The organism is Shinella sp. CPCC 101442 (assembly GCF_024704725.1).
Classification (GTDB): Bacteria; Pseudomonadota; Alphaproteobacteria; order Rhizobiales; family Rhizobiaceae; genus Shinella.
On the sequence record NZ_JALIQS010000004.1, the window covers coordinates 535,741 to 559,547 of the forward strand.

At 59.6% G+C, this 23,807-nt stretch carries 21 protein-coding genes and 1 tRNA gene; 9 read left to right on the plus strand and 13 right to left on the minus strand.

Features of this window, described 5'->3' with window-relative positions; translation table 11 throughout:
- From MUO32_RS17965 to MUO32_RS17990, 6 genes are all read left to right on the plus strand, one after another.
- The coding region (locus MUO32_RS17965) for a hypothetical protein (RefSeq protein WP_257949743.1) at positions 1-196 on the plus strand (196 nt) is incomplete at its 5' end.
- 76 nt (positions 197-272) lie between these two features.
- Positions 273-494 (plus strand): hypothetical protein, encoded by a 222-nt coding sequence (locus MUO32_RS17970; RefSeq protein WP_257949744.1) that lies wholly within the window; start codon positions 273-275, stop codon positions 492-494.
- Positions 495-571: 77 nt separating this feature from the next.
- On the plus strand, positions 572-781 hold the full coding sequence (locus tag MUO32_RS17975) for a hypothetical protein (protein WP_257949745.1): 210 nt from the start codon (positions 572-574) through the stop codon (positions 779-781).
- A gap of 273 nt (positions 782-1,054) precedes the next feature.
- Positions 1,055-2,470 (plus strand): cytochrome ubiquinol oxidase subunit I, encoded by a 1,416-nt coding sequence (locus MUO32_RS17980; RefSeq protein WP_257949746.1) that lies wholly within the window; start codon positions 1,055-1,057, stop codon positions 2,468-2,470.
- The gene (gene cydB, locus MUO32_RS17985; protein WP_257949747.1) at positions 2,460-3,464 is read left to right on the plus strand and encodes a cytochrome d ubiquinol oxidase subunit II; all 1,005 of its coding nucleotides are present in this window, start codon (positions 2,460-2,462) and stop codon (positions 3,462-3,464) included. The genes MUO32_RS17980 and cydB overlap by 11 nt, the downstream gene beginning before the upstream one ends.
- Positions 3,465-3,787: 323 nt before the next feature.
- Complete coding sequence (locus tag MUO32_RS17990; RefSeq protein ID WP_257949748.1) at positions 3,788-4,087, plus strand: chorismate mutase family protein; 300 nt, start codon at positions 3,788-3,790, stop codon at positions 4,085-4,087.
- 7 nt (positions 4,088-4,094) lie between these two features.
- Here the strand turns inward: MUO32_RS17990 and galE are convergent, their stop codons facing one another.
- A complete protein-coding gene (galE, locus tag MUO32_RS17995; protein ID WP_257949749.1) occupies positions 4,095-5,087 on the minus strand; it encodes a UDP-glucose 4-epimerase GalE in 993 nt (330 codons plus the stop codon).
- Between the two features lie 104 nt (positions 5,088-5,191).
- Here galE and MUO32_RS18000 point away from each other — a divergent pair, with 104 nt between their 5' ends.
- Entirely contained in the window at positions 5,192-5,719 is a 528-nt protein-coding gene (locus MUO32_RS18000; RefSeq protein WP_257949750.1) for an AAA family ATPase, read from the plus strand.
- A gap of 6 nt (positions 5,720-5,725) precedes the next feature.
- On the opposite strand, the gene MUO32_RS18005 is transcribed toward MUO32_RS18000, so the two are convergent.
- Together MUO32_RS18005 and MUO32_RS18010 are read right to left on the minus strand one after the other, a co-directional pair.
- Positions 5,726-6,892 (minus strand): pyridoxal phosphate-dependent aminotransferase, encoded by a 1,167-nt coding sequence (locus MUO32_RS18005; protein WP_257949751.1) that lies wholly within the window; start codon positions 6,890-6,892, stop codon positions 5,726-5,728.
- Positions 6,893-7,156: 264 nt separating this feature from the next.
- Positions 7,157-8,023, minus strand: a complete 867-nt coding sequence (locus MUO32_RS18010; protein ID WP_257949752.1) for a hypothetical protein — start codon at positions 8,021-8,023, stop codon at positions 7,157-7,159.
- 191 nt (positions 8,024-8,214) lie between these two features.
- Here MUO32_RS18010 and MUO32_RS18015 point away from each other — a divergent pair, with 191 nt between their 5' ends.
- Positions 8,215-11,355, plus strand: a complete 3,141-nt coding sequence (locus MUO32_RS18015) for a glycosyltransferase (RefSeq protein ID WP_257949753.1) — start codon at positions 8,215-8,217, stop codon at positions 11,353-11,355.
- 212 nt (positions 11,356-11,567) lie between these two features.
- Complete coding sequence (locus MUO32_RS18020) at positions 11,568-12,695, plus strand: alginate lyase family protein (RefSeq protein ID WP_257949754.1); 1,128 nt, start codon at positions 11,568-11,570, stop codon at positions 12,693-12,695.
- 21 nt (positions 12,696-12,716) lie between these two features.
- Here the strand turns inward: MUO32_RS18020 and MUO32_RS18025 are convergent, their stop codons facing one another.
- The 10 genes from MUO32_RS18025 to MUO32_RS18080 all read right to left on the minus strand — a co-directional run bounded on the left by MUO32_RS18025 (position 12,717) and on the right by MUO32_RS18080 (position 23,805).
- A complete protein-coding gene (locus MUO32_RS18025) occupies positions 12,717-14,096 on the minus strand; it encodes a glycosyltransferase family 2 protein (protein ID WP_257949755.1) in 1,380 nt (459 codons plus the stop codon).
- A 135-nt stretch (positions 14,097-14,231) separates the two neighbouring features.
- Positions 14,232-15,401: a nucleotide sugar dehydrogenase gene (locus MUO32_RS18030; protein ID WP_257949756.1), complete on the minus strand. Its 1,170-nt coding sequence runs from the start codon at positions 15,399-15,401 to the stop codon at positions 14,232-14,234.
- Between the two features lie 225 nt (positions 15,402-15,626).
- Positions 15,627-16,949 (minus strand): hypothetical protein, encoded by a 1,323-nt coding sequence (locus MUO32_RS18035; RefSeq protein WP_257949757.1) that lies wholly within the window; start codon positions 16,947-16,949, stop codon positions 15,627-15,629.
- Positions 16,950-17,378: 429 nt separating this feature from the next.
- On the minus strand, positions 17,379-20,669 hold the full coding sequence (locus MUO32_RS29315; protein ID WP_308311307.1) for a M10 family metallopeptidase C-terminal domain-containing protein: 3,291 nt from the start codon (positions 20,667-20,669) through the stop codon (positions 17,379-17,381).
- A gap of 671 nt (positions 20,670-21,340) precedes the next feature.
- Positions 21,341-21,416 (minus strand) — tRNA-Phe (locus tag MUO32_RS18055).
- Between the two features lie 174 nt (positions 21,417-21,590).
- Positions 21,591-21,800 carry a DNA gyrase inhibitor YacG gene (yacG, locus tag MUO32_RS18060; RefSeq protein ID WP_257949758.1) on the minus strand — a complete coding sequence of 70 codons (210 nt, stop codon included), beginning with the start codon at positions 21,798-21,800 and terminating at the stop codon, positions 21,591-21,593.
- Entirely contained in the window at positions 21,800-22,420 is a 621-nt protein-coding gene (locus MUO32_RS18065; RefSeq protein ID WP_257949759.1) for a Maf-like protein, read from the minus strand. Before MUO32_RS18065 ends, yacG begins: the two co-directional genes overlap by 1 nt.
- A 78-nt stretch (positions 22,421-22,498) precedes the next feature.
- Positions 22,499-22,717 (minus strand): translation initiation factor IF-1, encoded by a 219-nt coding sequence (gene infA / locus MUO32_RS18070; RefSeq protein ID WP_007759621.1) that lies wholly within the window; start codon positions 22,715-22,717, stop codon positions 22,499-22,501.
- A 145-nt stretch (positions 22,718-22,862) separates the two neighbouring features.
- A complete protein-coding gene (locus tag MUO32_RS18075; protein WP_257949760.1) occupies positions 22,863-23,324 on the minus strand; it encodes a low molecular weight phosphatase family protein in 462 nt (153 codons plus the stop codon).
- 4 nt (positions 23,325-23,328) lie between these two features.
- Positions 23,329-23,805 carry a UPF0262 family protein gene (locus MUO32_RS18080; RefSeq protein WP_257949761.1) on the minus strand — a complete coding sequence of 159 codons (477 nt, stop codon included), beginning with the start codon at positions 23,803-23,805 and terminating at the stop codon, positions 23,329-23,331.
- Between the last annotated feature and the right edge of the window lie 2 nt (positions 23,806-23,807).

Here is a 23,807-nt window from a genome sequence, read left to right on the forward strand (position 1 = left end):
CGCCCTGTCGCTCTCCGCCGGTGCCGCTTTCGCTGAAAACCCCAGCCTCGGCCGCACCGACGTTCAGCCGTCGGCTGTCGACCAGTCCACCACGGCTTCGATCAAGTCCGGTAACCACGCTGCTGTCGTCGCTCAGCAGGAAGTTGCCGACTCCCGGGCTCGCTACGGTGACGGCGCTCCCTACGCCGGCCGTTAATCAACGCCTCATCCAATTCCTTCGCCGACCGGCAGGTCCGGTCGGCCGATCCTCCCAAATTCGAAAGGTTAAGATCATGAACAAGTTCGCAATCGCCATCGCCGCCCTGTCGCTCTCCGCCGGTGCCGCTTTCGCTGAAAACCCCAGCCTCGGCCGCACCGACGTTCAGCCGTCGGCTGTCGACCAGTCCACCACGGCTTCGATCAAGTCCGGTAACCACGCTGCTGTCGTCGCTCAGCAGGAAGTTGCCGACTCCCGGGCTCGCTACGGTGACGGCGCTCCTTACGCCGGCCGTTAATCAACGCCTCATCCAATCCCTTCGCCGACCGGCGGGTCCGGTCGGCCGATCCTCCCAAATTCGAAAGGTCTAAGATCATGAACAAGCTCGCAATTGCCATCGCCGCCCTGTCGCTCTCCGCCGGTGCCGCTTTCGCTGAAAACCCCAACTTCGGCCGCACCGACGCCCAGCAGTCTGCCGTCGACCGCACCACGACCGCTTCGGTCAACAAGGGCACCGCTCAGGGCACCGTCGACTACATCGACCCGGCTGCCAACCGCTACGGCGACGGTGCACCGCGCAACTAACCGCGACGACCCGCGGCCATGGGCCGGATCTGACGCGAGGCGCCCCCCTCTCTGCCTCGGTCCCCAAGACCGGCCTGTCAAACCTCCGCCGTTCCCCTCGGCGGAGGTTTTTTATTGCCCGCAGGGCGAGCGAAATGCCGCACGCGGGCGATTGTCGCGGTGCGGCAATGCGGGCTTGTGCGCCGAATTGACTTTTATCTGTTCGAAACCGCATCCTTGGGGTGACCGGCGGGCTGAAAAGGCGCGCGGCGGCCTGATGAAAGGATGTGGTCGATGTTCGAACAGTTGGACGCAACGCTGCTTGCCCGTTTCCAGTTTGCCTTCACCGTCTCCTTCCACATTGTCTTCCCGGCCTTTTCGATCGGGCTTGCGAGCTATCTCGCCGTTTTGGAAGGGCTGTGGCTCTGGACGAAGGACGAGGTCTATTTCGCGCTCTTCAATTTCTGGAAGACGATCTTCGCACTCGCCTTCGGCATGGGTGTCGTTTCGGGCATCGTCATGTCCTACCAGTTCGGCACGAACTGGAGTGTCTTTTCCGACAAGGCCGGGCCGGTCATCGGGCCGTTGATGGGCTACGAGGTGATGACGGCGTTCTTCCTGGAAGCCGGTTTCCTCGGCGTCATGCTGTTCGGCCTCAATCGCGTCGGCCCGAAGCTGCATTTCTTCGCCACCCTCATGGTTGCCTTGGGCACGCTGATCTCGGCCACCTGGATCCTTGCCGCCAATTCCTGGATGCAGACGCCGGCCGGCTTCTCCATCAACGAGGCGGGTCAGTTCGTGCCGGTGGACTGGTGGGCGGTCATCTTCAATCCGTCCTTCCCCTATCGGCTCGTGCATATGGTGCTCGCCGCCTATCTCACCACCGCCTTCGTGGTCGGCGCGGTCGGCGCCTATCATCTGCTGCGCGGCGATGCGCCGAAGCGTGCGAAGACGATGTTCTCCATGGCCATGTGGATGGCAGCGATCGTCGCGCCCATCCAGATCTTCGCCGGCGACATGCACGGTCTCAACACGCTGGAACATCAGCCGGTCAAGGTTATGGCGATGGAGGGGCACTATCAGAGCCATCCCGACGGTGCGCCGCTGATCCTCTTCGGCATCCCGAATTCCGCCGAGCAGCGCGTCGACTACGCCGTCGAAATCCCGAAATTGTCGAGCCTCATCCTGAAGCATGATCTGAATGCACCGCTTGCCGGCCTCGACACGGTGCCGAAGGCTTTGCAGCCGCCGGTCGCTATCGTCTTCTGGTCGTTCCGCATCATGGTCGCGATCGGCTTTGCCATGCTCGGCCTCGGGCTCTGGTCGCTCTGGTGTCGCTGGCGCGGGACGCTTGGCGAAAACCGCCTGTTGCACCGCGCCGCCGTCCTCATGGGTCCCGCCGGTTTCGTCGCCGTGCTTGCCGGCTGGGTGACGACGGAGGTCGGTCGTCAACCCTACACGGTCTACGGTCACCTGCTGACGGCGCAATCCGTCGCGCCCATCGCCGCCCCGGCTGTCGCGACCTCGCTGATCGCCTTCATCGTGGTCTACTTCCTCGTCTTTGGCGCCGGCACATTCTACATCCTGCGTCTCATGGGGCGCTTGCCGCGCGATCCGATGCCCGATCTCACGGAGGGTCCGCTCCGCTCCGCCGGTATTACGCCCGCTGCCGCAGCATTCACCAATGGGAGCCACCATCATGGCGCTTGATCTTCCCTTCATCTGGGCGGCCATCATCGCCTTCGCCGTGCTCGCCTATGTCATCCTCGACGGTTTCGATCTCGGCGTCGGCATCCTCTTTCCCTTCTTCAAGGCGAAGCGCGACCGCGACGTGATGATGAATTCCGTTGCACCCGTCTGGGACGGCAACGAAACCTGGCTGGTGCTGGGCGGCGGCGGGTTGATGGCGGTCTTCCCGCTCGCCTACGCCACCATCCTGCCGGCACTCTACATGCCGCTGATCCTGATGCTGCTCGGTCTCGTCTTCCGCGGCGTCGCTTTCGAATATCGCTGGCGCACGCGGCGCGGCGAGTTCCTCTGGGACATCGCCTTTGCCGGCGGCTCGATTACGGCAGCCTTCACGCAAGGCGTGGCGCTCGGCGCGCTGGTGCAGGGCATTGCGGTGGAGAACCGGGCCTATGCGGGCGGCTGGTGGGACTGGCTGACGCCGTTTTCGGTTGCGACCGGCCTTGCGCTCGTCGTCGGTTATGCGCTGCTCGGCGCCACCTGGCTGGTGATGAAGACGAGCGGCGATCTGGCCGCCCGCGCGCGCCGCTATGCGCTTTGGACTGGAGCGGTTACGCTCGTCGCCATGGGGCTCTTCAGTCTGTGGACGCCCTTCCTCGAGCCACTCTATTTCGAGCGCTGGTTCGGCTGGCCGACGGTGATTTTCAGCCTGCTCGTGCCGCTCCTCGTGCTCGGCTGTTTTGCCCTGCTGCTGCACGGCCTGAAGACAGGGCACGATTCGCGGCCGTTTCTTGCGGCGCTCGGCCTCTTCGTGCTCGGCTTTGCCGGCATCGGGATCAGCTTCTACCCCTATATCGTACCGGCGTCGCTGACGATTTGGCAGGCGGCGGCGCCCGAGGAAAGTCTCTCCTTCCTCCTGGTCGGCGCCTTGGTGCTGGTGCCTGTCATCCTCGTCTACACCGCCTATGCCTACTGGGTCTTTCGCGGCAAGGTCGATCCGGAGGAGGGGTATCATTGATGCGGGAGCCGTCGACGGCGAAGAAACTGCTGTGGTTCGTCGGCCTCTGGCTGGGTGGTGTTCTCGCCGTTACGGGGCTTGGATTGATTATCAAATTAGCGATTGGAACATAACTTCACGCTACGTGACGGCATCCAGCTTCGCGCCAGCTTGTTTGCCTAGGTTCCGCCTCGGCCAGCATGCAGGCCCGCAAGTGGAAGACAGGACCGCACCCTCCTTTCGCTTAACCCCCGGGCCTGCATGTGGCCTTGTGTCTCGCGACGGTGAGATGCCTTTCCCCCCGGACATTCCTCTGCTATCCGGGTCTCGCAAAGGAGACCGGAATGGCGAAGACGGCTGAAGACTGCACGACGATGGCGCAGATCCGCGAAAACATCGATCGTGTCGACCAGGCGCTGATGGCGCTCTTCGAAGAGCGCTGGAGCTTCATCCGCCGCGCGGCCGAGATCAAGGCCGGTCTGGGCATGCCGGCCGACGTGCCGGTGCGCGTCAAGGAAGTGCGCGACAACGCCAGCCGCAATGCGCAGGCGCATGGCCTCGACGGCGATTTCTACGAGGGCATCTGGGCGCAGCTCATCCAGCACGCCATCGCCTACGAGAAGGCGCAGCTTGGCGAAGATTGAGCTTCTTCTAAAGCTGGTTGCGCTTGCCGAGGTGCTCTTCCCAGTCGAGCGCCGTGCGCACGATGAAGTCGAGATTGTCGTGCTGCGGCTGCCAGTTCAGTTCGGTCATCGCGATGGAGGGATTGGCGACGATCAGCACGGCGTCGCCCGGCCGGCGGCCGGCGAGCCGCACCGGGAAATCCTTGCCGGACACGGCCTTCACCTGCTCAAGCACTTCAAGGACCGAGAAACCACGGCCATAGCCGCAGTTGGCGACGATCGAACCGCCGCCCGCGCGCATGCGCTGCAAGGCCTTCAGATGCGCATTGGCAAGGTCGCTGACGTGAATATAGTCGCGAATACAGGTGCCGTCGGGCGTGGGATAGTCTGTGCCGTAGACGTCCATGCCATCGCGTTTGCCAAGGGCCGCCTGGCTGGCGACCTTGATGAGATGGGTGGCGCCGGCGCTGGACTGGCCGGTGCGGCCGCGCGGATCGGCGCCGGCGACGTTGAAGTAGCGTAGCGCCGTGTAGGTGAAATCATGCGCGGCGGCGGTGTCGCGCAGCATGATCTCCGTCATCAGCTTGGACGAGCCATAGGGCGATTCCGGGCGAAGGGCAGCGGTCTCCAGCACAGGCTCGGTGCCGTCGGGCGTGCCATAGACGGCGGCTGTCGAGGAGAAGACGAAATGCGGCACCTTCGCCGCCAAGGCCGCTGCGATCAGCGCCCGTGACTTCACCGTGTTGTTCTCGTAATAGGAGAGGGGATCGGCGACCGATTCCGGCACGACGATCGAGCCGGCAAAGTGGATGATCGCATCGATGCGGTTCTCGGCGAAGATGGTGGACAGCAGCGCCCCATCGGCGATATCGCCTTCGTAGAAGCGCGCCTCGGGCGCTACCGCCCAGCGGAAGCCGGTGGAAAGCCGGTCGAGCACCACCACGTCCTCGCCGGCATCGACAAGCGCCCAGACCATGTGGCTGCCGATGTAACCCGCGCCGCCCGTAACCAGAACCGCCATGTATTCCCCCGAATCGCTTGAATTTCGCGCATATCAGCGCGCCCGCACACAAGACGCAACCGCAATCGCGCCCGCGCGGTTTCCCGCCTGAGAAAGGTCATAGTATGTCCGACCGCTTTATCGTGCTTTCCGGCTGCTCCGGCGGCGGGAAATCGACCCTTCTGGAGGAGCTGCGCCGGCGCGGCCATGCGACGGTCGCGGAGCCCGGCCGCCGCATCGTGCAGGAGGAGCTTGCGAGCGGCGGTACGGCCTTGCCCTGGCTGGACCTTGCCGCCTTCGCCCGCCGTGCCATCGCGCTGGCGCTTGCCGATCTGGACGCGATGCGGGAGCAGGCCGGTTTCGTCTTCTTCGATCGCGGCCTGATCGATGCGGCCTCTGCGCTCGAGGCGCATTGCGGCGAGCCCGTCCTGGCCGCGCTCGCAACGCAACACCGCTACAACACGAAGGTCTTTCTCACACCGCCCTGGCCGGAGATCTACGCGGGTGATGCAGAGCGCCGGCATGGTTTCGAAGCCGCCCTTGCCGAGTATGCGAGGCTTGAAACGACCTATCCGACGCTGGGATACGAGACGGTCATCCTGCCGAAAGTGGCGGTGGCCGAGCGTGCCGATTTCGTGCTCGCCCGGCTGTAGCCGGCGTCAGCGAGCCGCGATGTAGCGGGCAAGCCGATCGGCCGCTTCCGCCACTTGCCCGGGATCGCGCAGGAAGCAGGCGCGCATGAAGAGTTCGCCGCCGGGACCGAAGGCCGTACCCGGCGCCAGGCCGACATTGGTGCGGTCAACGATATCGATTGCGGCGCGGCGTGAATCCGTCACGCCGTCGATCTTCAGGAAGGCATAGAGTGCACCATCCGGCTTCAGCGTCTCGACCCGGTTGGTGGCGATCAGGGCATCGCAGAACACGTCGCGGTTCTTCGTCGCCTTGTCGATATTCGCCTGCAGGAAGGCATCGCCTTCGTCGAGCGCCACGATCGCCCCCTGCTGCAGGAACTGCGGCACACCCGAGGTGGAATATTGGATGAGGTTTTCCAGTACCTGGCCGATCTCCGGCGGCGCGACGATCCAGCCGACGCGCCAGCCGGTCATCGACCAGTTCTTCGAGAAGGAATTGACGAAGACGACCTTGTCGCCCTCTTCCATCACGTCGAGGAAGGAGGGCGCCCGTCCGCCTGCATAATGATAGAGCGCGTAGATCTCGTCCGCCATGATCCAGAGATCATGGCGACGGGCGATGTCGAGAAGGCTCTTGAGGTCCTCCCGCGTCGCGGTCCAGCCGGTCGGGTTCGACGGCGTGTTGACGAAGAGCACACGCGTTTTCGGCGTGATTGCCGCCTCGACCCTGTCAAGATCGACCTGCCAGCGCCCGCCGGTAAAATCGAGCGTCACGGCAATCGGATTGGCGCCGGAAAGCTCTGCCGCTGCGGCAAAATTCGGCCAGGCGGGCGTCAGGTACACCATGTCGTCACCGGGCGAGACCAGCGCCTCGATGACAAGCTTGATCGCTTGCATGCCCGACCCGACCACATAAAAATGCTCGGCCGGCAAGGTCGTCCCGAAGCGCCGCGCATAATAGCGCGACAGCGCCGCCCGGAGTTCCGGTATCCCCCGCTGCCAGGTATAGAAGGTCTCGCCCCTGAGCAGCGCCTCGGATGCTGCCCGCGCAATGAACTCCGGCGTCGGGAGTTCCCCTTCGCCCACCCAGAGCGGGATGAGCCCGTCGCGCCCGCGTGCATAATTTACGACTTCGACGATCCCGCTTTCCGGCGCACGGAGGGAGCGGGGGCTGAGATGGTCAAGCAAGGTCATTATCTGCTCAATTTCGAATGGATGAATGCAGGCGAGCGAAACGGGGCAATCCGGGAATGCTGGCAGGCCCATTCAGGCCACGCCGCTTGGTTTCTGAACACGGGTGAGATCATCCGCGCATTTCTGTCTCAGCCACGGGGCATGGCAATCTCAGGTGGTGAGCGCTTTCCGCCAGCAGGCCGGAAGCATGTACCTTCAAGCAAAGGGAGCGCGCCGCTAGCTGTAAATCGCCCCGACTGGGCGCCGGAGGCGCCCAGCATTCATTTAGAGAGGTAACTGGTTCACCTTTTCGAGGATTTCGCTGAAGACGTCAGGCGTCTCGGCTCCCTTGTGGCCGGATTCGTCATCGAAGAGGATTCTGCTGAAATTGTCGTTATCACCCAGAATATAGGGATCGACACCCATTTTCAGGCAGAATGGCCGGTAATGCTCGATGAAATGGTGAATATCGACCACGTTCTGCGCGTAGATCACGCGCCGCCCCTTCAGTGCATCGACGCTTTCCAACAAATCCAGGCGCGGAGCGAATTTTTCCTGTGCGGCTTCCCTGTCCCCGGTGCCCCAGCAGGTCATGAGGTACTTCTTTACCGAGCTCTTGTGGTAGTTGACGATCGTAATTTGCGGATTGATCGCCACCATCGCAATCTCAGGCATCATGCTGCCGAAACGGAGCGATGCGAAACCGCCGCCGCTCGATCCGTAGGAGACGATGTTCCTGTGCTCGACGCCGACCGTCTTTGCGATGGCACTCACCACCTCGATGATCGGTAGCACAGGGTCGAAATCCTCTGTACCTGCATACCACGCAAGCCCCAGGTCATTGCTGAGATAGAGGCTGGGGTCGGATATGAAGAGGCAGTGTCCCTGCATCTGTTCGGCCCATGTCCACCGTTGGAAGACGGGCGGCTGTCGCTTCGAGCGCTGTGCATCGCCGGAAAAAAAGACAAAGAGCCGCTGCTTACCGGGAGCGGGACGCCATAGAAAATCTATTTTGTATCGTCCCTGCGTGAGTGTATAAATTGCGGGATCTGTGACGCTTATTCGGTTTTTGTCGAAGGGGCTAATCTTGATTCCAGATAAGTCCGCAAGGGAAGCCTTTGTGTTGCGCCCTTTATTTTCAGCGTTCGCCATATTTTCTACTCATGCATGGATTTGTATTTCAAGCTTAGCCTATATCGCGAGCAACTCCCTAGGATTTCCCGCATGCTTGAACTGACCCTGTGAAAGCGATAAGAGCATAGCCACCAAGTCAATTTTGTCAAACACGGCAACCTGCATTCTTGGCGGGCCCGCGAAACGTAAGCAAGAGTCGAGACCTATTGATGACTGCCAAAACCACCGAGGCGGCGAAATCCGAAAAAGCAGGTTCTAGCTCAGTCCCGGGCGCAGCCGATGCAAGCGTTGCTAACAGCCTTGATGGCAGGGCGTCTTCGCCGGTTGTTTTGGATATCAATGTAAATGGTGGCTCTCCGGCCAAGCGGAGCGAAAAGCCAGCTGCGCAATCGCGCTCTGACGCTGAAAAGAAGCAGGCGGAAGAGCTCAAGAAGCTGACGCTTGAGCGGAAAAATCTGCAGCAAGAACTTGCCAGCACGAAGATGGCCTTTCTCGAGGCCATTCGGTCTTCGCTTGCGGTCCAGGCAAGGACGGTGGAGTTTCAGGCGGAAATCGATAATGCAAAGAGTGCGCTTGCGGAGCTAAAGGTATCGATCGAAGCGTCCAATCAGAGAAAGCAAATGCTGAAAGCTTCAGTCAGCGGAGCAGAGCATGGCGATGAGGCTACACTCGACTTCGCTGTCGATGAGATCGAAAGTGTTGTTTCGATGTGGCGTAAGCGGGCCCTCAATGCGAAGGCGGACAATGATGCCCTGCTTAAATATGCCGAAAATTTGAAAGCGCGTAACTTGAAGCTGAAGAGTTCTCTTAGCTGGCGTCTTACGATGCCCTTGAGATTCGCGCTCAAACTGCTCTTCGGCGGCCAAGACTACAAAATTGGCAAGATGCCGAAACTCAAGAGCAAAAAGTGGACGAAGAAAGGCTCTCTCGGTTTCTTCTACGATTTGGTCAACGGCGGCGAGGGTAATAGCAAGGGCAAAGTTCCTGAAATCATTTCCGAAACGGAGAAGAGACTCTGGGGCGGATATTCGGAATGGGCCTTGAAGCGCTATGAGGCGATGAGGAATGACGCTTCGCTCGATCCGTCCATTCGCGCCGATGTTTTCTTCCGACTGGCAACCTGGCATGCCGTTCAGGGGCGCTATGATCTTGCACTCGAATTTATGCAGCAGCGCAGACTGACCGATCCTAAGATTGCGCCCTTCAAGCGACAGGCTCTCCTTGAAGCCTATTTTCTGTGCCGCCTGTCCCGTGCGACAGAAGCGCGCGCGCTGCTTGACGCTTATGCCAAGTATAAGGGAAGCGATGCCGACGTCGAACTCATGTATGCCAGCACCTGGCTGGATACGGGGGAAGCCGGCAGCGCGTCTGTCGATGAGAAGAAGGCGCTCAAGCACATCAATGCGATGTACCGTTCCTTCGGCATGACGGAGATTGCGAAAATCGATCCGTCGCAGCCGCTGTCGATCGACAACGTCCGCGGCACGGTGGCGGGTGGTGCCGTCGACGAAGCCGTCAAGGTGACGGTCATCGTCCCGGTCTTCAATTCGCAGGACACCATCCTCACAGCCCTCAAGGGGGTTGCGGCCCAGACCTGGAAGAACCTTGAAGTCATTATCGTGGACGATTTCAGCACCGACGGGACGGCGGATATCGTTGCCGGCTTCTGTGCAATGGATGACCGCTTCAAGCTGATCCGGCAACCCTATAACCGGGGAAGTTACTTCTGCCGCAATGTTGCCATCCGGCACGCGACAGGCGATTTTGTTACGATCCACGATGCCGATGACTGGTCACATCCGGAACGGATCGAGCTCCATGTTCGAGATGCCCAGGAATCCAAGTCGCGCGCTAACATCTCCAACTGGATGAGAGCCAGAACCGACTTCGTGCCGGTCGGCACCTGGCGGCCGACGGAAAAGCTGATTTCTCTGAACATGGGTTCCTTTTTCGTCGATCGCACGCTCTTCCATGAGGTCGGCTCATGGAACGAGGTCCGCGTGTCGGCCGATCGTGAATTCATCAAGCGTTGCGAACTGTTTCTCGGCGAAAAGGTCCGGACCGGTATTGTCAAGGGTGCGCCGCTCACTGTCGGCCGGTCGAGCGAATCCTCGCTCACGCGCCAGAGTGCGACGCATGTGGCGACCACCTATCACGGTGTCCGGCGTGATTATCACGAGGTGACGGACCTCCTGCATCGGAAATGGGGCAGCAAAGTCATCGGTGACCTGAACACCATCGGTACGATGGGCGGAGAACTGGCACCGATATCCATCCATGCTGAGCGCAAAGCGGCCGAAGTCGATGTACTGTTGATCGGCAACTGGAACATGCGGGGAGGAACGTTCCATTCCGCGCGGAACATGGCGGCGGCCGCCAAGGCCGACGGCCTCAGCGTCGGGTTCTACCATTATCCGAACTGTGACCTCGAAATCACCAAACCGATCCGCAGCGACTTCCGCGAGCTTTTGTGGGAGCAAGGTTTCAAGATGGTCGTGGCTGGGGAGGAGGTGAAGGCGAAAACCGTCATCTTTACCTATCCTCCAGTTCTGGACGAGAAGATCGACCTCTTTCCGCGCATCAGCCATGAGCGGGTCTTCGTCGTCGTCAACCAGATGGCTGAACGCAACATCAGCAAGACGGACGTCGCTTATGATCCGCGCAGGGTTCGGCAGAACCTTTTGGCTCTTGTCGGCACCGAAGGAGAATGGGCACCCATCTCGAACCGCGTCCGGGAAATCATGATAGCCGACGCGCGCTATCCCGCACCGGTGGCAGACACCTGGACGCCAATGACCGATATCAGCCGGGTCAGCGCAACACCTGCGCCGTGGCGTGGCAAGGAAAGGGTCAAGCCCCGTATCGGCCGCCACGGGCGCGATCACGTCCTCAAGTGGCCGAGCCGGCGCGAGGACGTTTATCAGGCCTATTGCGTCGACAAGGACTGTGACGTTCATTTCCTCGGCGGGGCAAAACACGCACTACAGCTTCTCGGAAACACGCCGGAAAACTGGAAGGTCGATCCCTTCGGCTCGCTCGATGTTGGCGCATTCCTGTCGGATCTGGACTTCTTCCTGCATTTCCCTGACGAGGATTACATCGAGGAATTCGGACGCGCGCCGATGGAAGCCATGGCTGCGGGTGTACCGGTCATTCTTCCTTCCGTCTTCAAGTCCGTCTTCGGAGACGCAGCGATCTACGCCGAGCCAGAAGGAGTCTGGGCTGTCGTCTCCGAACTCTGGAAAGACAAGGCTGCTTGGCAAGAGCGTTCTGAAGCTGGACGACGGTTCGTTCGGGAGAATTGCGCCTACAGCGCCTTCGGCAAGCGGATCGCGGCTGTTAAGCCCTGACCGTGAGCATTTGTCGTAATGCCAATGTGCCAAGCCGACCCGGAGCTCTTCCGGGCCGATGCATTTCAGGCGTAAGCTCCGCTGTAGGTAAGGCCGTAGCGAATTTTAGGGTGCGGCCAACCTCCGTTCCAATTCACAGCCGGATGTTGACAGGGAAACCTTGTTAAAGCGTAGATTTCTACTGATCCAACGCCGTTTGATAGGGAAGCCAAATGCGCCGTTTGCACTTCACAATCAGCGTTGCTGTCTCTATTTCTTGTTTCTCGGCTGCGCCCGCCCCGTTTGATGCACCGGCCGCCGCACAGGAGATTTTCCCCCATCCTGGGCTGCTGCAAACCCAACGGCAATTACAGAGGTTCTCTGAACGATCGACCATATCTGACATCGTTGCCGATACCTATAAGCTGATGGAGGATGATCCGCGCAGTTCGGGCGATTACCAGCCGCAACCTCTGGCGGTCGTCGATGTCGTAAGTTCCGGTGCCGGACCGGCGGAAAAAGCGTTCAAAGACGACGCGATCGCCGCGTATCTCAACGCGATGCTGTGGGTCAAAACCGACGATCCTGTGCATCGTGACAAGGCGATGGAGATTTTGGACGTCTGGGCTTCCACGTTTAAAACAGTGACGACCGACGTTGACGCTAGAAATTCGCCGCGGCAGCCGCAGCTGGAAGCGGCCTGGGCTCTTCCGATGTGGGTAAACGCTGCGGAAATCATCCGCTACTACGACAATGGCGGCGCCGGCTGGCAACCAGAAAGTATCGACCGATTTGATCTCTTCATCGATAGGCTTTTTGCTTTTTCCAGCCAGGCGATGGATAGAAAAAACAACTGGGGCGCCTCCGCCGCCATGGCGGCGGTGGCGGTCGGTGTCTATCAGAACGATAGGCGACGGTATAAAGCGGGCCTGAACAGCATCAAGAAGTTGATGCCCGCTGTGATCTCCGAGGATGGGGAGATCAACGAATTGCGAACTCGCGATTGCAGTCATCCTCAATATTCTCTGGCCGCCTTTGTCCAGGCGGCGACAATTGCAGGAAATCAAGGGGACCAATCCCTCTGGTTGTTTGGCCAAACCGCAGATGCCCCACCGCTTCTTGCGCGGGGACTAGAATACATGGCGGAGGCACTGATCGAAGGCAGCCCGGTGCGCGATTGCCAGCGGCGCGGCCATATCGGTAAGCTTGGCGCGGGCTACGGCGACATCGCGCTGCAAGAATATCAGGAACGGGGAATATTCTTGCCGAAGTTGCGGAAAGTGGTGCAGTTCACAGGCGTCGATAGGCCGTCCTATCAATTTCTGGGATGGTCGTCGGCGACGTATATGCTGGCGAACTGACGCAGTCCGCTGCGCAGCCTCTCAGTCTGTGGTGAGGCCGACATAAAGGCTCTGGCGATAGCGCAAGGCCCGAGCCTGTTTCTTCCGCCAGGCTTCCCAGTAGTCCAGGCGCTCTGCATTCATCGCCTCGCCACGTTTGGTTCCCGTCATGACATCCGTCATCAGCGAACCGGCGCGGTGTGCGCCGAAAGCCAGCGGTAGGGACAGCAGGCGATATCCGCGCTGGCCATAGATGAGCCGGAGGCGGGCGATGTATTCGCTATCCGCGCCGGTACGGACATTTTCGTAGAACCCGGCACGGCTGAGCGTCGGCGCTTTGCGAAACAGCGGGGAGGCTGGGTTGAATCGTGTCAGCGGATGGATCTGGGTCGCGTAGAACAGGCCGTCGTCCTGAATGCGCACCCATTTGGACGCCGTCACATTCAGGTTCCTGTCCTTGAGCATGGGTTCGACCTGCCTGTGGATTTTCTCAGGATGAGCCCAGTCGTCTGAATCATGACAGGTCACGAAATCGCCGTTTGCATTGGCGAGCGCCATGTTGCGCGCGGCATAAGGGCCACCGTTCTGGGTTCGCTGGATGAGCCGGACGCGTTGGTCCCTCAACGTAAAGCCCGTGACGACGGCAACCGTATCGTCGGTGCTGCTGTCATCGACCACCAGAATCTCGATATCCCGGTAGGTCTGGGCCAGCAGCGAGTCGATCGCGGCACCGATTCTTCCACTCGTATTGTAGGCTGGCATCGTGACGGTGACGAGCGGACCACGGACAGAGCCGGCCTCGGCAGTCGATACGAGGTTCGATGCGGAGAGACAGATCGAGTCATCCTTGCGCCGCAAAGAAGACAAGCCGTACGTCGCCAAATATGAATTCAAATCCTCAAGCTTGGCAGCGTGATCGACCGTCATATTGGCGTGCAACAGAAGGATATCGGGATCGACGGTGTCCCGGTCTCCATCGAGGGCTTCCTTGATCATCTCGCCCGCCTGATGGGTGTGCCCCAAAGCGAGATGCAGCGCCACGCGCAGCCCGAGATTTGAACGCTGGTCTTGTCCGTTGAGGATTTCGAGCGCTGTGTCTGGGCTATATTGGGCGATCGCTCGAGCCGCCGGCGACAACAACGCCGGTGTCAGCAAACGTTTTGAGTGGGCCTCTCTCAAGATACGGCTACCCGCAGCGATATCGCCGCACGCCGCCAGGGAAACGCCAATCGCCACGGCATCGCCCCCACTTGTGGGCGCTTGTCTGGCCTCTACAACAGTACGATAGCAGCCTGCCTTGTAGAAGGCCCATACGGCGTCAGACGGAATGGGAGAATTCTCATTGCCGTAGAAGGCGATTGCCTCCAGAAACCGTTTCCTTTGGAACAGGTATTTGAAGCGAATTTTGTCGTAAAAATTCATCTCTGTTCCAATACACGGCCCCGGAATCCTTTTGATGCAGAGGTCATTTGTCTTCCGGGTGGAGCCATTCCGCAGGGATTCACATGAGATTTCCCCGCAGCCTGTGCCGGCTTGTCGGAGAGTAGAGGAGATGTCTCAATCCACCCCGAAGATATCCCGCGTATAAACCTTGTCCTTCACGTCACTGAGTTCCGGCATGTAGCGGTTCGCAACGATGACGTCGGCGCGTTGCTTGAAATCGGCAAGATCGCGGACGATTTCCGAATGGAAGAAATCGTTGCCGGGATATTCTGGCTCGTACACGATAACCGAGATACCCTTGGCTTTGATGCGCTTCATGATGCCCTGGATGGAGGACTCTCGGAAATTGTCCGAGCCCTGCTTCATGATCAAGCGATAGACGCCGACAACCTGCGGCTCACGGGTGAGAATATCGGCAGCCAGGAAATCCTTGCGCGTGGTGTTCGCGTCGACGATGGCTCGGATAAGGTTCTGTGGGACCTCCGAGAAGTTGGCCAGCAATTGTTTGGTATCCTTCGGCAGGCAGTAGCCGCCGTAACCGAAGGAGGGATTGTTGTAGTGGTTGTTGATGCGCGGGTCGAGGCCGACGCCTTCGATGATCTGCCGGGAATCGATGCCGTGCGTCATGGCATAGGAATCGAGTTCGTTGAAATAGGCGACCCGCATGGCGAGATACGTGTTGGCGAAAAGCTTGATTGCCTCAGCTTCGCCTGCGCCCGTAAACAGGACCGGCACATTCTGCTTGATGGCGCCTTGCTGGAGCAGCCCGGCAAAGACTTGCGCGGGTTCGCCCTGGCCTCCGACGACGATGCGGGAAGGGTGCAGGTTGTCGTGCAGCGCCTTGCCTTCACGGAGGAACTCGGGCGAGAACAGGATACGCTCGTCGCCGAACTCCCGCTTCAAACGATCCGTGTAGCCGACGGGGATCGTCGACTTGATGACGATCGTCGCGGTCACATTGTGTTCCCGGACATCCTTGATAACCGTTTCTACGCTGCTGGTGTCGAAATAGTTGGTTTCAGGATCGTAGTTCGTCGGCGTCGAAACGATGACGAATTCGGCGGCACTGAAGGCCTCGGCCTTGTCGTTCGTCGCTTTCAGGCGAAGACGCTTCGTCTTCAGATATTCCTCGATATCGGTATCGACAATCGGCGAAATGCCGTTGTTGATCTTGGCGACCCGGTCGGCCGAGATATCATAAGCGATAACGTCGTTATGCTGTGCAAGCAGAATAGCGTTGGAAAGGCCGACATAGCCTATGCCAACAACAGTAATATTGGCCATTAATAACTCCTGGAGATGCACACGCCTAAAGCCGAAGCTCGACAGAGGCGCTTCCCCGCGTTTCATGGAAGATGCGGAAAGCCAGCGAGGTAAAGCAAGGAATCCGGCGCGACGCAAGGCGAAATATGGTTGTTTTCCTCTGAAAACACCTTGCCCGGTGCCGGCATGGACGGAAAGAGATGGTCGTAAGCCGGATCTCTCCGGGACGAGCTCAGCGGCCAGCGCTCATTTCGCCACGCGCGAAGAGGAAAGATCGCTTCTTCCCGTCAGTAATTCAGGACGGCTTGCACCATATCGCGCGCGCACGTCGAGTTCGCCATTCTGAATCTGCGTCAGGACCTTCCCAATGCGGCGCGCGGCGGCGCCATCGAATTCGCCGATCCCGAAGGCTTTCGCGGCCCAGCTGAGGTCGTATTGGGCGACAAGGCGACGGGGATCGCGGATGGCCGCCATGACAATAGTCCGCAAGTCGTCGCGGTTTCTCGCCACCGGAATCTTCAGGGCATCCCAAATCTGCTCGAACTGGACATACTTCGCAGTCACAGCCACTTTACCATCCAGGGCGGCCTCCAGCAACATCGTGCTGTTGAGGGACACGAGGATATCGCTCGCGGCAATGGTTTCCTCCGCCGAAAGGAGATAGAGCGACGCATCGTCGATCGCTATGTGCGGATTTCTGTCCACCTTCTCGTAAATCTCCGCATCCAAAATCGCGTCCTTAGACGGCGGCGTCCGGATGATGAGCTGGATGCCGTTATCGCTGGCGATTGAAATGAGATCCAGGATCGCGGAGTTTTGTGCCGCCCGTGCCGCCTTCATGTCGTACTGGCTGTCGAGGGGTTGCGCGGCAAAGACCATGACGGGTTTGTCTGTCGTCAATCCCAAGCTGAGGACGGCATCCTTGGCGTTGCCAGCCCGCGTCTCTCCAAGATAGTCGAATTTCGGCGCTCCGACTTTCAGGATGCGCTCTGCCGGATACCCCCTCTCCATGAATATCCGCTCCTGCATATCGCCCCAGGCCAGCACGATGTCACATATCGGCGTGTTCATCCCCATTTTCGGATGGGTATAAAACATGTTCTCCTTGGCGAAGACCGATTCGTGTGGCACCAGAATGGTCCGGATTCCCAGACGCGACGCGCCGTAAACCAGCCGCCGCATTGCCGGCAGCCAGTCAAGCGTCACAATGAGGCCGAGCGCGGAATGTCGGTGTGGCGACAGCTTGTGCATCACCATGCGGTCGTAGACGTCGCCATGGGAATCGGCAAAGCGTATGATCTCTTTGCGTTGCTGCTTGTCGCTCGGGTCGGAAAACATTCCCAGGCTGGCAAATGGGGCCGTACCGCTGCGGCTCAGCAGGCGAATGAGTTTGTCGGTATGCTCCGGGACCCATGGCTGGAACAGGAAGCTGGGCTGGACATCGTCAACCGCAGCGGGGTCATTTCGGACAAACCACTCGGGGGGGGAAGGCCATTTTGCCGCCTCTCTCAGCGCCGTGGCTGTCCGGAGGAAATTCGGCAAATTCAATCGTTTAAGAAAATCGACCATCAATCTAACCCTTTCCCACCACCACACAAGGTTGTCGATAGGCCTTCATTCCACATGCGTCCGATGCCGGCTTCATATTTTAGTTGCCGACGAAGCGTCAAGGATTGTTGAAGGGCGATGGCTGTTTGCCAAGGAGCGGAGTAGCGGCACTTTCGGTCGCACGGGCGGCTGTCTTCGCAGTGAGAGGAGCCGGCCCTTGCCGGATGTGTCGGGATTTTTCAGCGTTGCTTCCAAGCTGCCAGATCGACGGTACGTACAATGACATTCAGGGATAAGCCCGCTCCACGATATGTCCCGGTCTGTAAAATCGTCTCGATGAAACAGATGATCTCATGATCATGGCGGAGCCTGGAGGCAATCTGTTCGTAAACAGGCCTACATGCTCCGCCACCGTCATTTGGACTTCATCACGAGCCCGTCGAGCAGATATTAGAGAAGGAAATCGCCGCTTGTGAGGGTGATCGCGCCCGAAAGCTTGATCTGGAAATCGATCTTCCCGTCTCCATTGGTGTCGCCGCTGACATAGGTATTCCCACCGGACTGGCTGTAGCGCAGTTCGCCGGCAGCCTTGTGGAAATCCTCGGTGCCGATGAATTTGAATTTGTCGTTGGTTTGGGTTTTCGAGTTTGCGTCGATGCTCTGGAGATTGATGATATCGTCCTCGGATTGCTTGAAATCGGTGATCGTATCGCGCGAGGAGGACGTCGAGTCTTTGACGGAAATGAAGTTGAACACATCCGCACTGGTTCCGCCGGTCAGGGTATCCGCTCCGCTTCCACCCTGGATGAAGTCCTTGCTGCCGCCGCCGGAAATGGTGTCGTTGCCACTGTTTCCGATCAGGCGGTCGTCACCCTTGCCGCCATCGATCTTGTCGGACGAAGAGCCGCCAGTGATGGTGTCCGCCCCGCTACCGCCAACAACGTTGATTGCGCCGCCGGCCGCGGTCACCTTGCCGCCGGTGTTGAAGAGCGTCACCAGGCCCGAACCCTGGATGCGGACGCTGGTCGCGTCGGTAATATCGCCGGTATCGATGCGTGCTCCGACAGAGCCGACATTGATTGTTACGTAATCATTGTCGGCCTGACCCGCGAAAGACTTATTGAGATAGAGGGCGAGCGGGCTGGATTGCTTGCTGACATCAATGACGTCGATGCCTTTCGCCGTACCCATCGTGCTGGCGCGGAAGGCGGAACTGGAGGAGAGGAGGAGCGTGTCGCGCCCGGCGCCGCCAAAGATGTCGTACTTGTGATCCGCCAGGAAGCTCGTCGAGATCGAAAACACGTCGTCGCCATTGCCGCCGGACCCGCCGATATCCGTCTTGAAGAGGGAAATCGTGAGCGGCTTTGTGCTACTGGAGAACACGAAGTTCTCTGCCTTGAGTGCAGCCGCGGAAACGCCTTTCAGAATGAACTTGTCGCCGCCACCCAGTGAAACCACGGTATCGGATCCGACTTGTTTGACCGAGAGGAAGGTGCGGGACGCAACCAGCGCTTTGCTGAGATCCAGGCGATCACCCGACGTGCCGGCCTGGAAGTCAGTAATGGTGTCTTCGCCGTCGCCGCGGCTCAATACGAAGGTGTCTGCGCCGATGCCACCTGTCAGCGTATCGGTGCCTTTTCCGCCGGTGATCAAGTCGGAGTTTGAACCGCCGTCCAGAATATCGTTGCCGTCGTCGCCGTACAGAAGATCCTTGCCGCCGTTACCCTTCAGAATGTCGTTGCCTGTTCCGCCGCGAAGCTTGTCCACGCCGGCTGCACCAATCAGTTCGTCGGCAGCATATCCGCCATCCATGTCCGAGCCGGAGGCGCGCGCATAAATCTTGTCGACCGCTCCGGTGCCCCGGAAATAGCCGAAGGTGACGTTGTTCGCCTCTATCGTGGAATTCGGGTGGACGCCCTTCGCGCCTGGCGAAACGCCGGAGGAACCGCCGGTGGTCGTGTTGTAGTCGAGCACGGATCGATCGACGATCACGGTGTTGTTGCTGTCGGGGCTGCCGTGGAAGTTGATGTCCCGGTTGGTGCTGTCGACCTGAATGTAATTGTAGTGCTCGGCACTGTAGGACGAGAACAGGACGCTGTGACGCATGTCCTTGTCCGTGAGGTTTGTGAACGTATTCTCGAACGCTTCACCGAAGGCGAACGCATAGCCGTTGCCGTCACCGCCCTTGTTGTGCGAGCCGATCGTGCTCAAGGTGTCGCCGCTGATCCGGAAAACGGACTGGAACGAGAAACCGTGGGAGGCTGCATTGGTGACCGCGATGTTGTGGAGCTTGACGCCTGTCGCCTGCAGAACTTCGATGGCTGCGCCGTCGAGTCCGGCGGGAAGCGTATTTTCGAAGAGATAGGGATTGGCCGCCCCGAGGTCGGTGGTGACCGAGAACCCGCCGACCTCGACGTTCTTGATCATCTCGCGGACTTCAACGGTGGCTTTGCCTGCTTCGAACGTATATGGCACCGCCTTGCTCAGCGTCACCGTCTTGCCGTTGACGCTCGTCACCTCGGCCAGCATTTCGCGCAGATTTTCCGCCGACGTCTTGATAAACGTATTGCCCTGGGAATCGAGCCATGCCCGATCGTTGGCCTGGCCCATATAAATGACGTCGCCGACCTTAACATCGGTGGCGCGATCAAGCACGATCTTGTTGGAACCTGCGGTAGCGGTGGAAGCAAGCTTGGCTTCCGAGGATACCTCAACGCCCTTGCCGATATGGATTGCGGTGGCGTTCTTGTTGTCTGTCTCGATGACGATCTTGGTCTTGCCTTCACCAGCACCGACGAGCGCTATATCGTCGCGGTTTATCTCGAGCGCCTTGGTGAAATTGTAGGTGCCGGCAGCGAGGTGAATGGTGGCTCCGGCGGGTGCATCGTCGATTGCTTCCTGGATCTTTTCTACAGAGACGCCCGCCTTGAAATAGAAGTCCTTCTGGACGCTCTGGCCCTTGAAAATGAAATCGCTGGCGGTGAGTGCGGACGCCTTGACACCTTCGAGGGTAAGCTTGTCCGAGCTGCTGAAGGTGAGGACCGTATTGTTGCCGCTCTGGGTCATCGAGAGGCCCGAAAATTGGGTGACGCTGGTGACGCCACGGAGATCGATGACCTCGACTGCGCCATCGGCATCGAAGTCCGTGATCTTGTCCTGGCCATCTCCGGTCGAATAGACGAAGCGATCGGAATTCGCGCCGCCCGTCAGCGTGTCGCTACCCTTGCCACCCGAGATCACATCCAGGCCGGCATTGCCGGAAATCTTGTCATTGCCGGCGCCACCTTGGATAGTGTCGTTCTTCACGCCGCCTTCGACATTGCCGTTTGACGTGCCTTCGAGGACGACTCGCTGTTCGCTGGAGTCGGTAAGCGTGACTTTGCCGGTGCCCTGGATACCGAGTGTGGTACCGTCGGTGTTGAGCGAGATCGCATTCGCGCCGAACTTGACGAGGAGCATCCCGTCGTCCGCCTGGGTGATGGTCTTGGTGTTCAGCGACAGGCGCAGCGTGCTGATCTTCGCGGACAGATCGAGAATGTCGACACCGGTGACACCAACGAAGCGGCTGGCATCCATGATGACCTGGGAGCTGGCGCTGATGACCAGCGTGTCGATCCCCTTGCCGGCTGCAATTTTATCCGTGCTTTGAAGCTGTACCCAGCTTCCCGAATAAGTGTCGGCGGCATCTGTGCCGCCGAAGTTATCCGGCCCCGCCGTGTTGTTCGTGAGTACATATTTCATAACTGCCTGCCCCCGATATTTGTCTGTTGAGTCGCGTCCAGAACTACACGCCTGCAAACAATGTGCGTACGGCGCCGCAGATTAGGAAGGTGCGTGATCCCGTTCTACATAATGGTATGCCGGTTGATATTTTATAAATGTCTGCTTCGCATCTGGCTAGGCGGAGCCGAAGCCAAAGGATCCGTTTCGCTACATATCAGATCGAGCGTTCGAGGGCGACTGAAGGCTGTTCGAGATCGCGTAAAATAGTTTCGGCAGTTATCGTCTTGGGATGTGTGTTTGAGGCCGCCTATAAACTTGCAAGCCAACGGATCTGTTCAACATGGGGTCGGTCCAAGCTGGGGCCAGTTCAGAAAGAATCTGCAGAAGGGAGAGCGAAATTTAGCAAGGCCTAGCGCTGAAGGGTTTCCGACATGCTGTAACAGCCCTTTATACCGGGATGGGGCAGTGAAGCCATCTATCTCCTGCTCGGTCACTCGACTGATGTTTTGGGAAAACACCAATTCCCGCGCGCTGACATGGCACGAAAGGCGATTGCAATCCTGGCGAATTTCGAAGTCGCACTGAGCAAGAGAAAGCGAAGATTGTCAAACCCGGCACATAAATCTGTCGACTTCAGATCCATAAGGAGGAGATTACATGATGAAGATGGGCGTCACAAAGACTTTAAATGGTGCCCGGAGGCGGATTTGAACCACCGACACGCGGATTTTCAATCCGCTGCTCTACCAACTGAGCTATCCGGGCATCCGGGTGGATTTCGCATTCGAAACCCGTGGGGCGTTTGGTTGCGCCCCGGAAGCGAGCGGGGTTATAACATCTTGCAAAAATGTGTCCAGCCCTATCGGCGGTTTTTTGCGGGAAAAATGACAGTCTTTTCAAGTTGCGGAAAAGATTGAGTTTTCGCCTCGCATCAGACGTTCACATTTCGTCGTCTTCCGCCTTGTCCTCGCCATCGGCGACAGGAATGACATAGGAGCCGGAAAGCCAGCGGTTGAGGTCGACGTCGCGGCAGCGGTTGGAGCAGAAGGGGTAGTGCTCGCGCGCCGAGGGGCGGCTGCAGATCGGGCACGGCACGGCCTTGCGCAGGGGCGCGACGGTTGCCGCTGGTTTTTCAGTCTCGTCCGCCATCAGGCACCCGCCCAGCCGTCATGCACGTCGAAACCTTCGCCCGAGAGCAGCGTGAGGGTTTCGTAGAGCGGCAGGCCCACCACATTGGTATAGGAACCGACGAGCTTGACGACGAAGCTGCCGGCAATGCCCTGGATGGCATAGCCGCCGGCCTTGCCGCGCCACTGGCCGGAGGCGAGATAGTGCTCGATATCCGTGGTCGACAGGCGCTTGAAGCGGACCTTCGTGTCGATGACCTTCTGGCGCACGGTCCTGTCAGGCGTGATGAGGCAAACGCCGGTGAAGACGCGATGGCTGCGGCCGGAGAGGAGATGCAGCGCACTCGAGGCTTCGTCGATCATCTCCGTCTTCGGCAGGATGCGCCGGCCGACGGAGACGACCGTATCGGCCGAAAGGATATAGCTGCCGGCAAAGGCCGGATCGCCCTTGATGGCGGCGAGCGCCGCCTGCGCCTTGCCGGTCGACAGGCGCCGTGCGAGCGAGCGGGGATGCTCGGAGCGCTTCGGCGTCTCGTCGATATCCATCGGCATCAGGCGTGTGGGCTCGATGCCCGCCTGCGCGAGCAGTTCGACGCGGCGCGGCGAGCCGGAGGCGAGGATGAGCTTGTCGGTCTGCGCCATGGGAGCTCCGGAAAAGTCCGGGACGCGCCGTCGTTCAAGCCGCGGCCTGAAGCCGGGGCGAAGGCGCGGTCCCTGGGCTTACTTGAAACGGTAGGTGATGCGGCCTTTGGTAAGGTCGTAGGGGGTCATCTCGACCAGAACCTTGTCCCCGGCGAGAACGCGGATACGGTTCTTGCGCATGCGGCCCGCCGTGTGCGCGATGATCTCGTGTTCGTTTTCAAGCTTGACGCGAAACGTTGCGTTCGGGAGCAGTTCCGTGACGATACCGGGGAATTCGAGGACTTCTTCTTTTGCCATCTTGTGATGATATTCCTGTAGGGTGGATGAGGGCGAGCCGGATGCCCGCCTCGAAAAATTTGCCGGAAACTACACAATCCCCGGTGCTTTGTGAACACCGAAGCGCCGGGTTTCTGCATTTGCCAAAAATCAGGCCTTCCTGCGGTCAGGGCGGGTCTTGCAGGCGCTTCTGTATCAGAGTTCTCAGGAATTCGCGAACGTCGCGATACGAACTCATAATCTGGTCGCGGGTGCCGGTCGCGACCGTCGGGTCGGGCGTCGGCCAATACATGACGTCGACGGCCATGGAGCGTGTGAGTTCGAGAGCGGCGTGATGGGCTTCAGGCGCCAGCGTCACGATGAGGTCGAAATAGTCGTCTTCCAGTTCGTCCAGCGAATGGGGCGCATGGCGGCCGAGCGACAGGCCGACCTCGTCGAGCACGGCATCGACGAAGGGATCGCGCTCGCCGGGCCGCACGCCGGCCGAGGCGACATAGGTGCCGGGTAGCAGGCTTCGGGCGAGAATTTCGGCCATCGGCGAGCGCACGGCGTTCATGCGGCACATGAAAAGGATCGAACGGGGTGTCCGCGACGGAGCTTCCTGCGCTGTCGGGAAAACACCTTCCATCCGCTCACCCGCGCCAGTAGAGAACGCAGACGAGCGTGAACAGCCGGCGGGCCGTGTCGAAATCGAATTTGATCTTGCCCGACAGCCGATCCATCAAGGTCTGCGAGCCCTCATTGTGGATGCCGCGCCGACCCATGTCGATCGCCTCGATCTGGCTCGGCGTCGAGGAGCGGATCGCCTGGTAATAGCTCTCGCAGATCAGGAAGTAGTCCTTCACGATGCGCCGGAATGGTGTCAATGAGAGAATGTGGGTGGCGACATCCTCGCCGGCCTCGGTGCGGACGGTGAAGACCAGCTTGGAATCGAGCAGCGAAATATTGAGACGGTAGGGGCCGCCGGCATGGCCGAGCGGCTCGAAGGTGTTTTCCTCGATGAGATCGAAGATGGCAACGGCACGCTCGTGCTCCACATCCGGCGTGGCGCGGCCGATCGTGTCGTCCAGCACCACGTCGCAGAGGCGGAAGTTGCCCTTTGTGCCCATGC

Excerpts from the sequence above, each read along its gene's own strand:
- MUO32_RS17970 (WP_257949744.1), top strand. The coding sequence starts at position 273 with ATGAACAAGTTCGCAATCGCCATCGCCGCCCTGTCGCTCTCCGCCGGT.
- MUO32_RS17975 (WP_257949745.1), top strand. The coding sequence starts at position 572 with ATGAACAAGCTCGCAATTGCCATCGCCGCCCTGTCGCTCTCCGCCGGT.
- MUO32_RS17980 (WP_257949746.1), top strand. The coding sequence starts at position 1,055 with ATGTTCGAACAGTTGGACGCAACGCTGCTTGCCCGTTTCCAGTTTGCC.
- cydB (WP_257949747.1), top strand. The coding sequence starts at position 2,460 with ATGGCGCTTGATCTTCCCTTCATCTGGGCGGCCATCATCGCCTTCGCC.
- MUO32_RS17990 (WP_257949748.1), top strand. The coding sequence starts at position 3,788 with ATGGCGAAGACGGCTGAAGACTGCACGACGATGGCGCAGATCCGCGAA.
- galE (WP_257949749.1), bottom strand. The coding sequence starts at position 5,087 with ATGGCGGTTCTGGTTACGGGCGGCGCGGGTTACATCGGCAGCCACATG.
- MUO32_RS18000 (WP_257949750.1), top strand. The coding sequence starts at position 5,192 with ATGTCCGACCGCTTTATCGTGCTTTCCGGCTGCTCCGGCGGCGGGAAA.
- MUO32_RS18005 (WP_257949751.1), bottom strand. The coding sequence starts at position 6,892 with ATGACCTTGCTTGACCATCTCAGCCCCCGCTCCCTCCGTGCGCCGGAA.
- MUO32_RS18010 (WP_257949752.1), bottom strand. The coding sequence starts at position 8,023 with ATGGCGAACGCTGAAAATAAAGGGCGCAACACAAAGGCTTCCCTTGCG.
- MUO32_RS18015 (WP_257949753.1), top strand. The coding sequence starts at position 8,215 with ATGACTGCCAAAACCACCGAGGCGGCGAAATCCGAAAAAGCAGGTTCT.
- MUO32_RS18020 (WP_257949754.1), top strand. The coding sequence starts at position 11,568 with ATGCGCCGTTTGCACTTCACAATCAGCGTTGCTGTCTCTATTTCTTGT.
- MUO32_RS18025 (WP_257949755.1), bottom strand. The coding sequence starts at position 14,096 with ATGAATTTTTACGACAAAATTCGCTTCAAATACCTGTTCCAAAGGAAA.
- MUO32_RS18030 (WP_257949756.1), bottom strand. The coding sequence starts at position 15,401 with ATGGCCAATATTACTGTTGTTGGCATAGGCTATGTCGGCCTTTCCAAC.
- MUO32_RS18035 (WP_257949757.1), bottom strand. The coding sequence starts at position 16,949 with ATGGTCGATTTTCTTAAACGATTGAATTTGCCGAATTTCCTCCGGACA.
- MUO32_RS29315 (WP_308311307.1), bottom strand. The coding sequence starts at position 20,669 with ATGAAATATGTACTCACGAACAACACGGCGGGGCCGGATAACTTCGGC.
- yacG (WP_257949758.1), bottom strand. The coding sequence starts at position 21,800 with ATGGCGGACGAGACTGAAAAACCAGCGGCAACCGTCGCGCCCCTGCGC.
- MUO32_RS18065 (WP_257949759.1), bottom strand. The coding sequence starts at position 22,420 with ATGGCGCAGACCGACAAGCTCATCCTCGCCTCCGGCTCGCCGCGCCGC.
- infA (WP_007759621.1), bottom strand. The coding sequence starts at position 22,717 with ATGGCAAAAGAAGAAGTCCTCGAATTCCCCGGTATCGTCACGGAACTG.
- MUO32_RS18075 (WP_257949760.1), bottom strand. The coding sequence starts at position 23,324 with ATGGAAGGTGTTTTCCCGACAGCGCAGGAAGCTCCGTCGCGGACACCC.
- MUO32_RS18080 (WP_257949761.1), bottom strand. The coding sequence starts at position 23,805 with ATGGGCACAAAGGGCAACTTCCGCCTCTGCGACGTGGTGCTGGACGAC.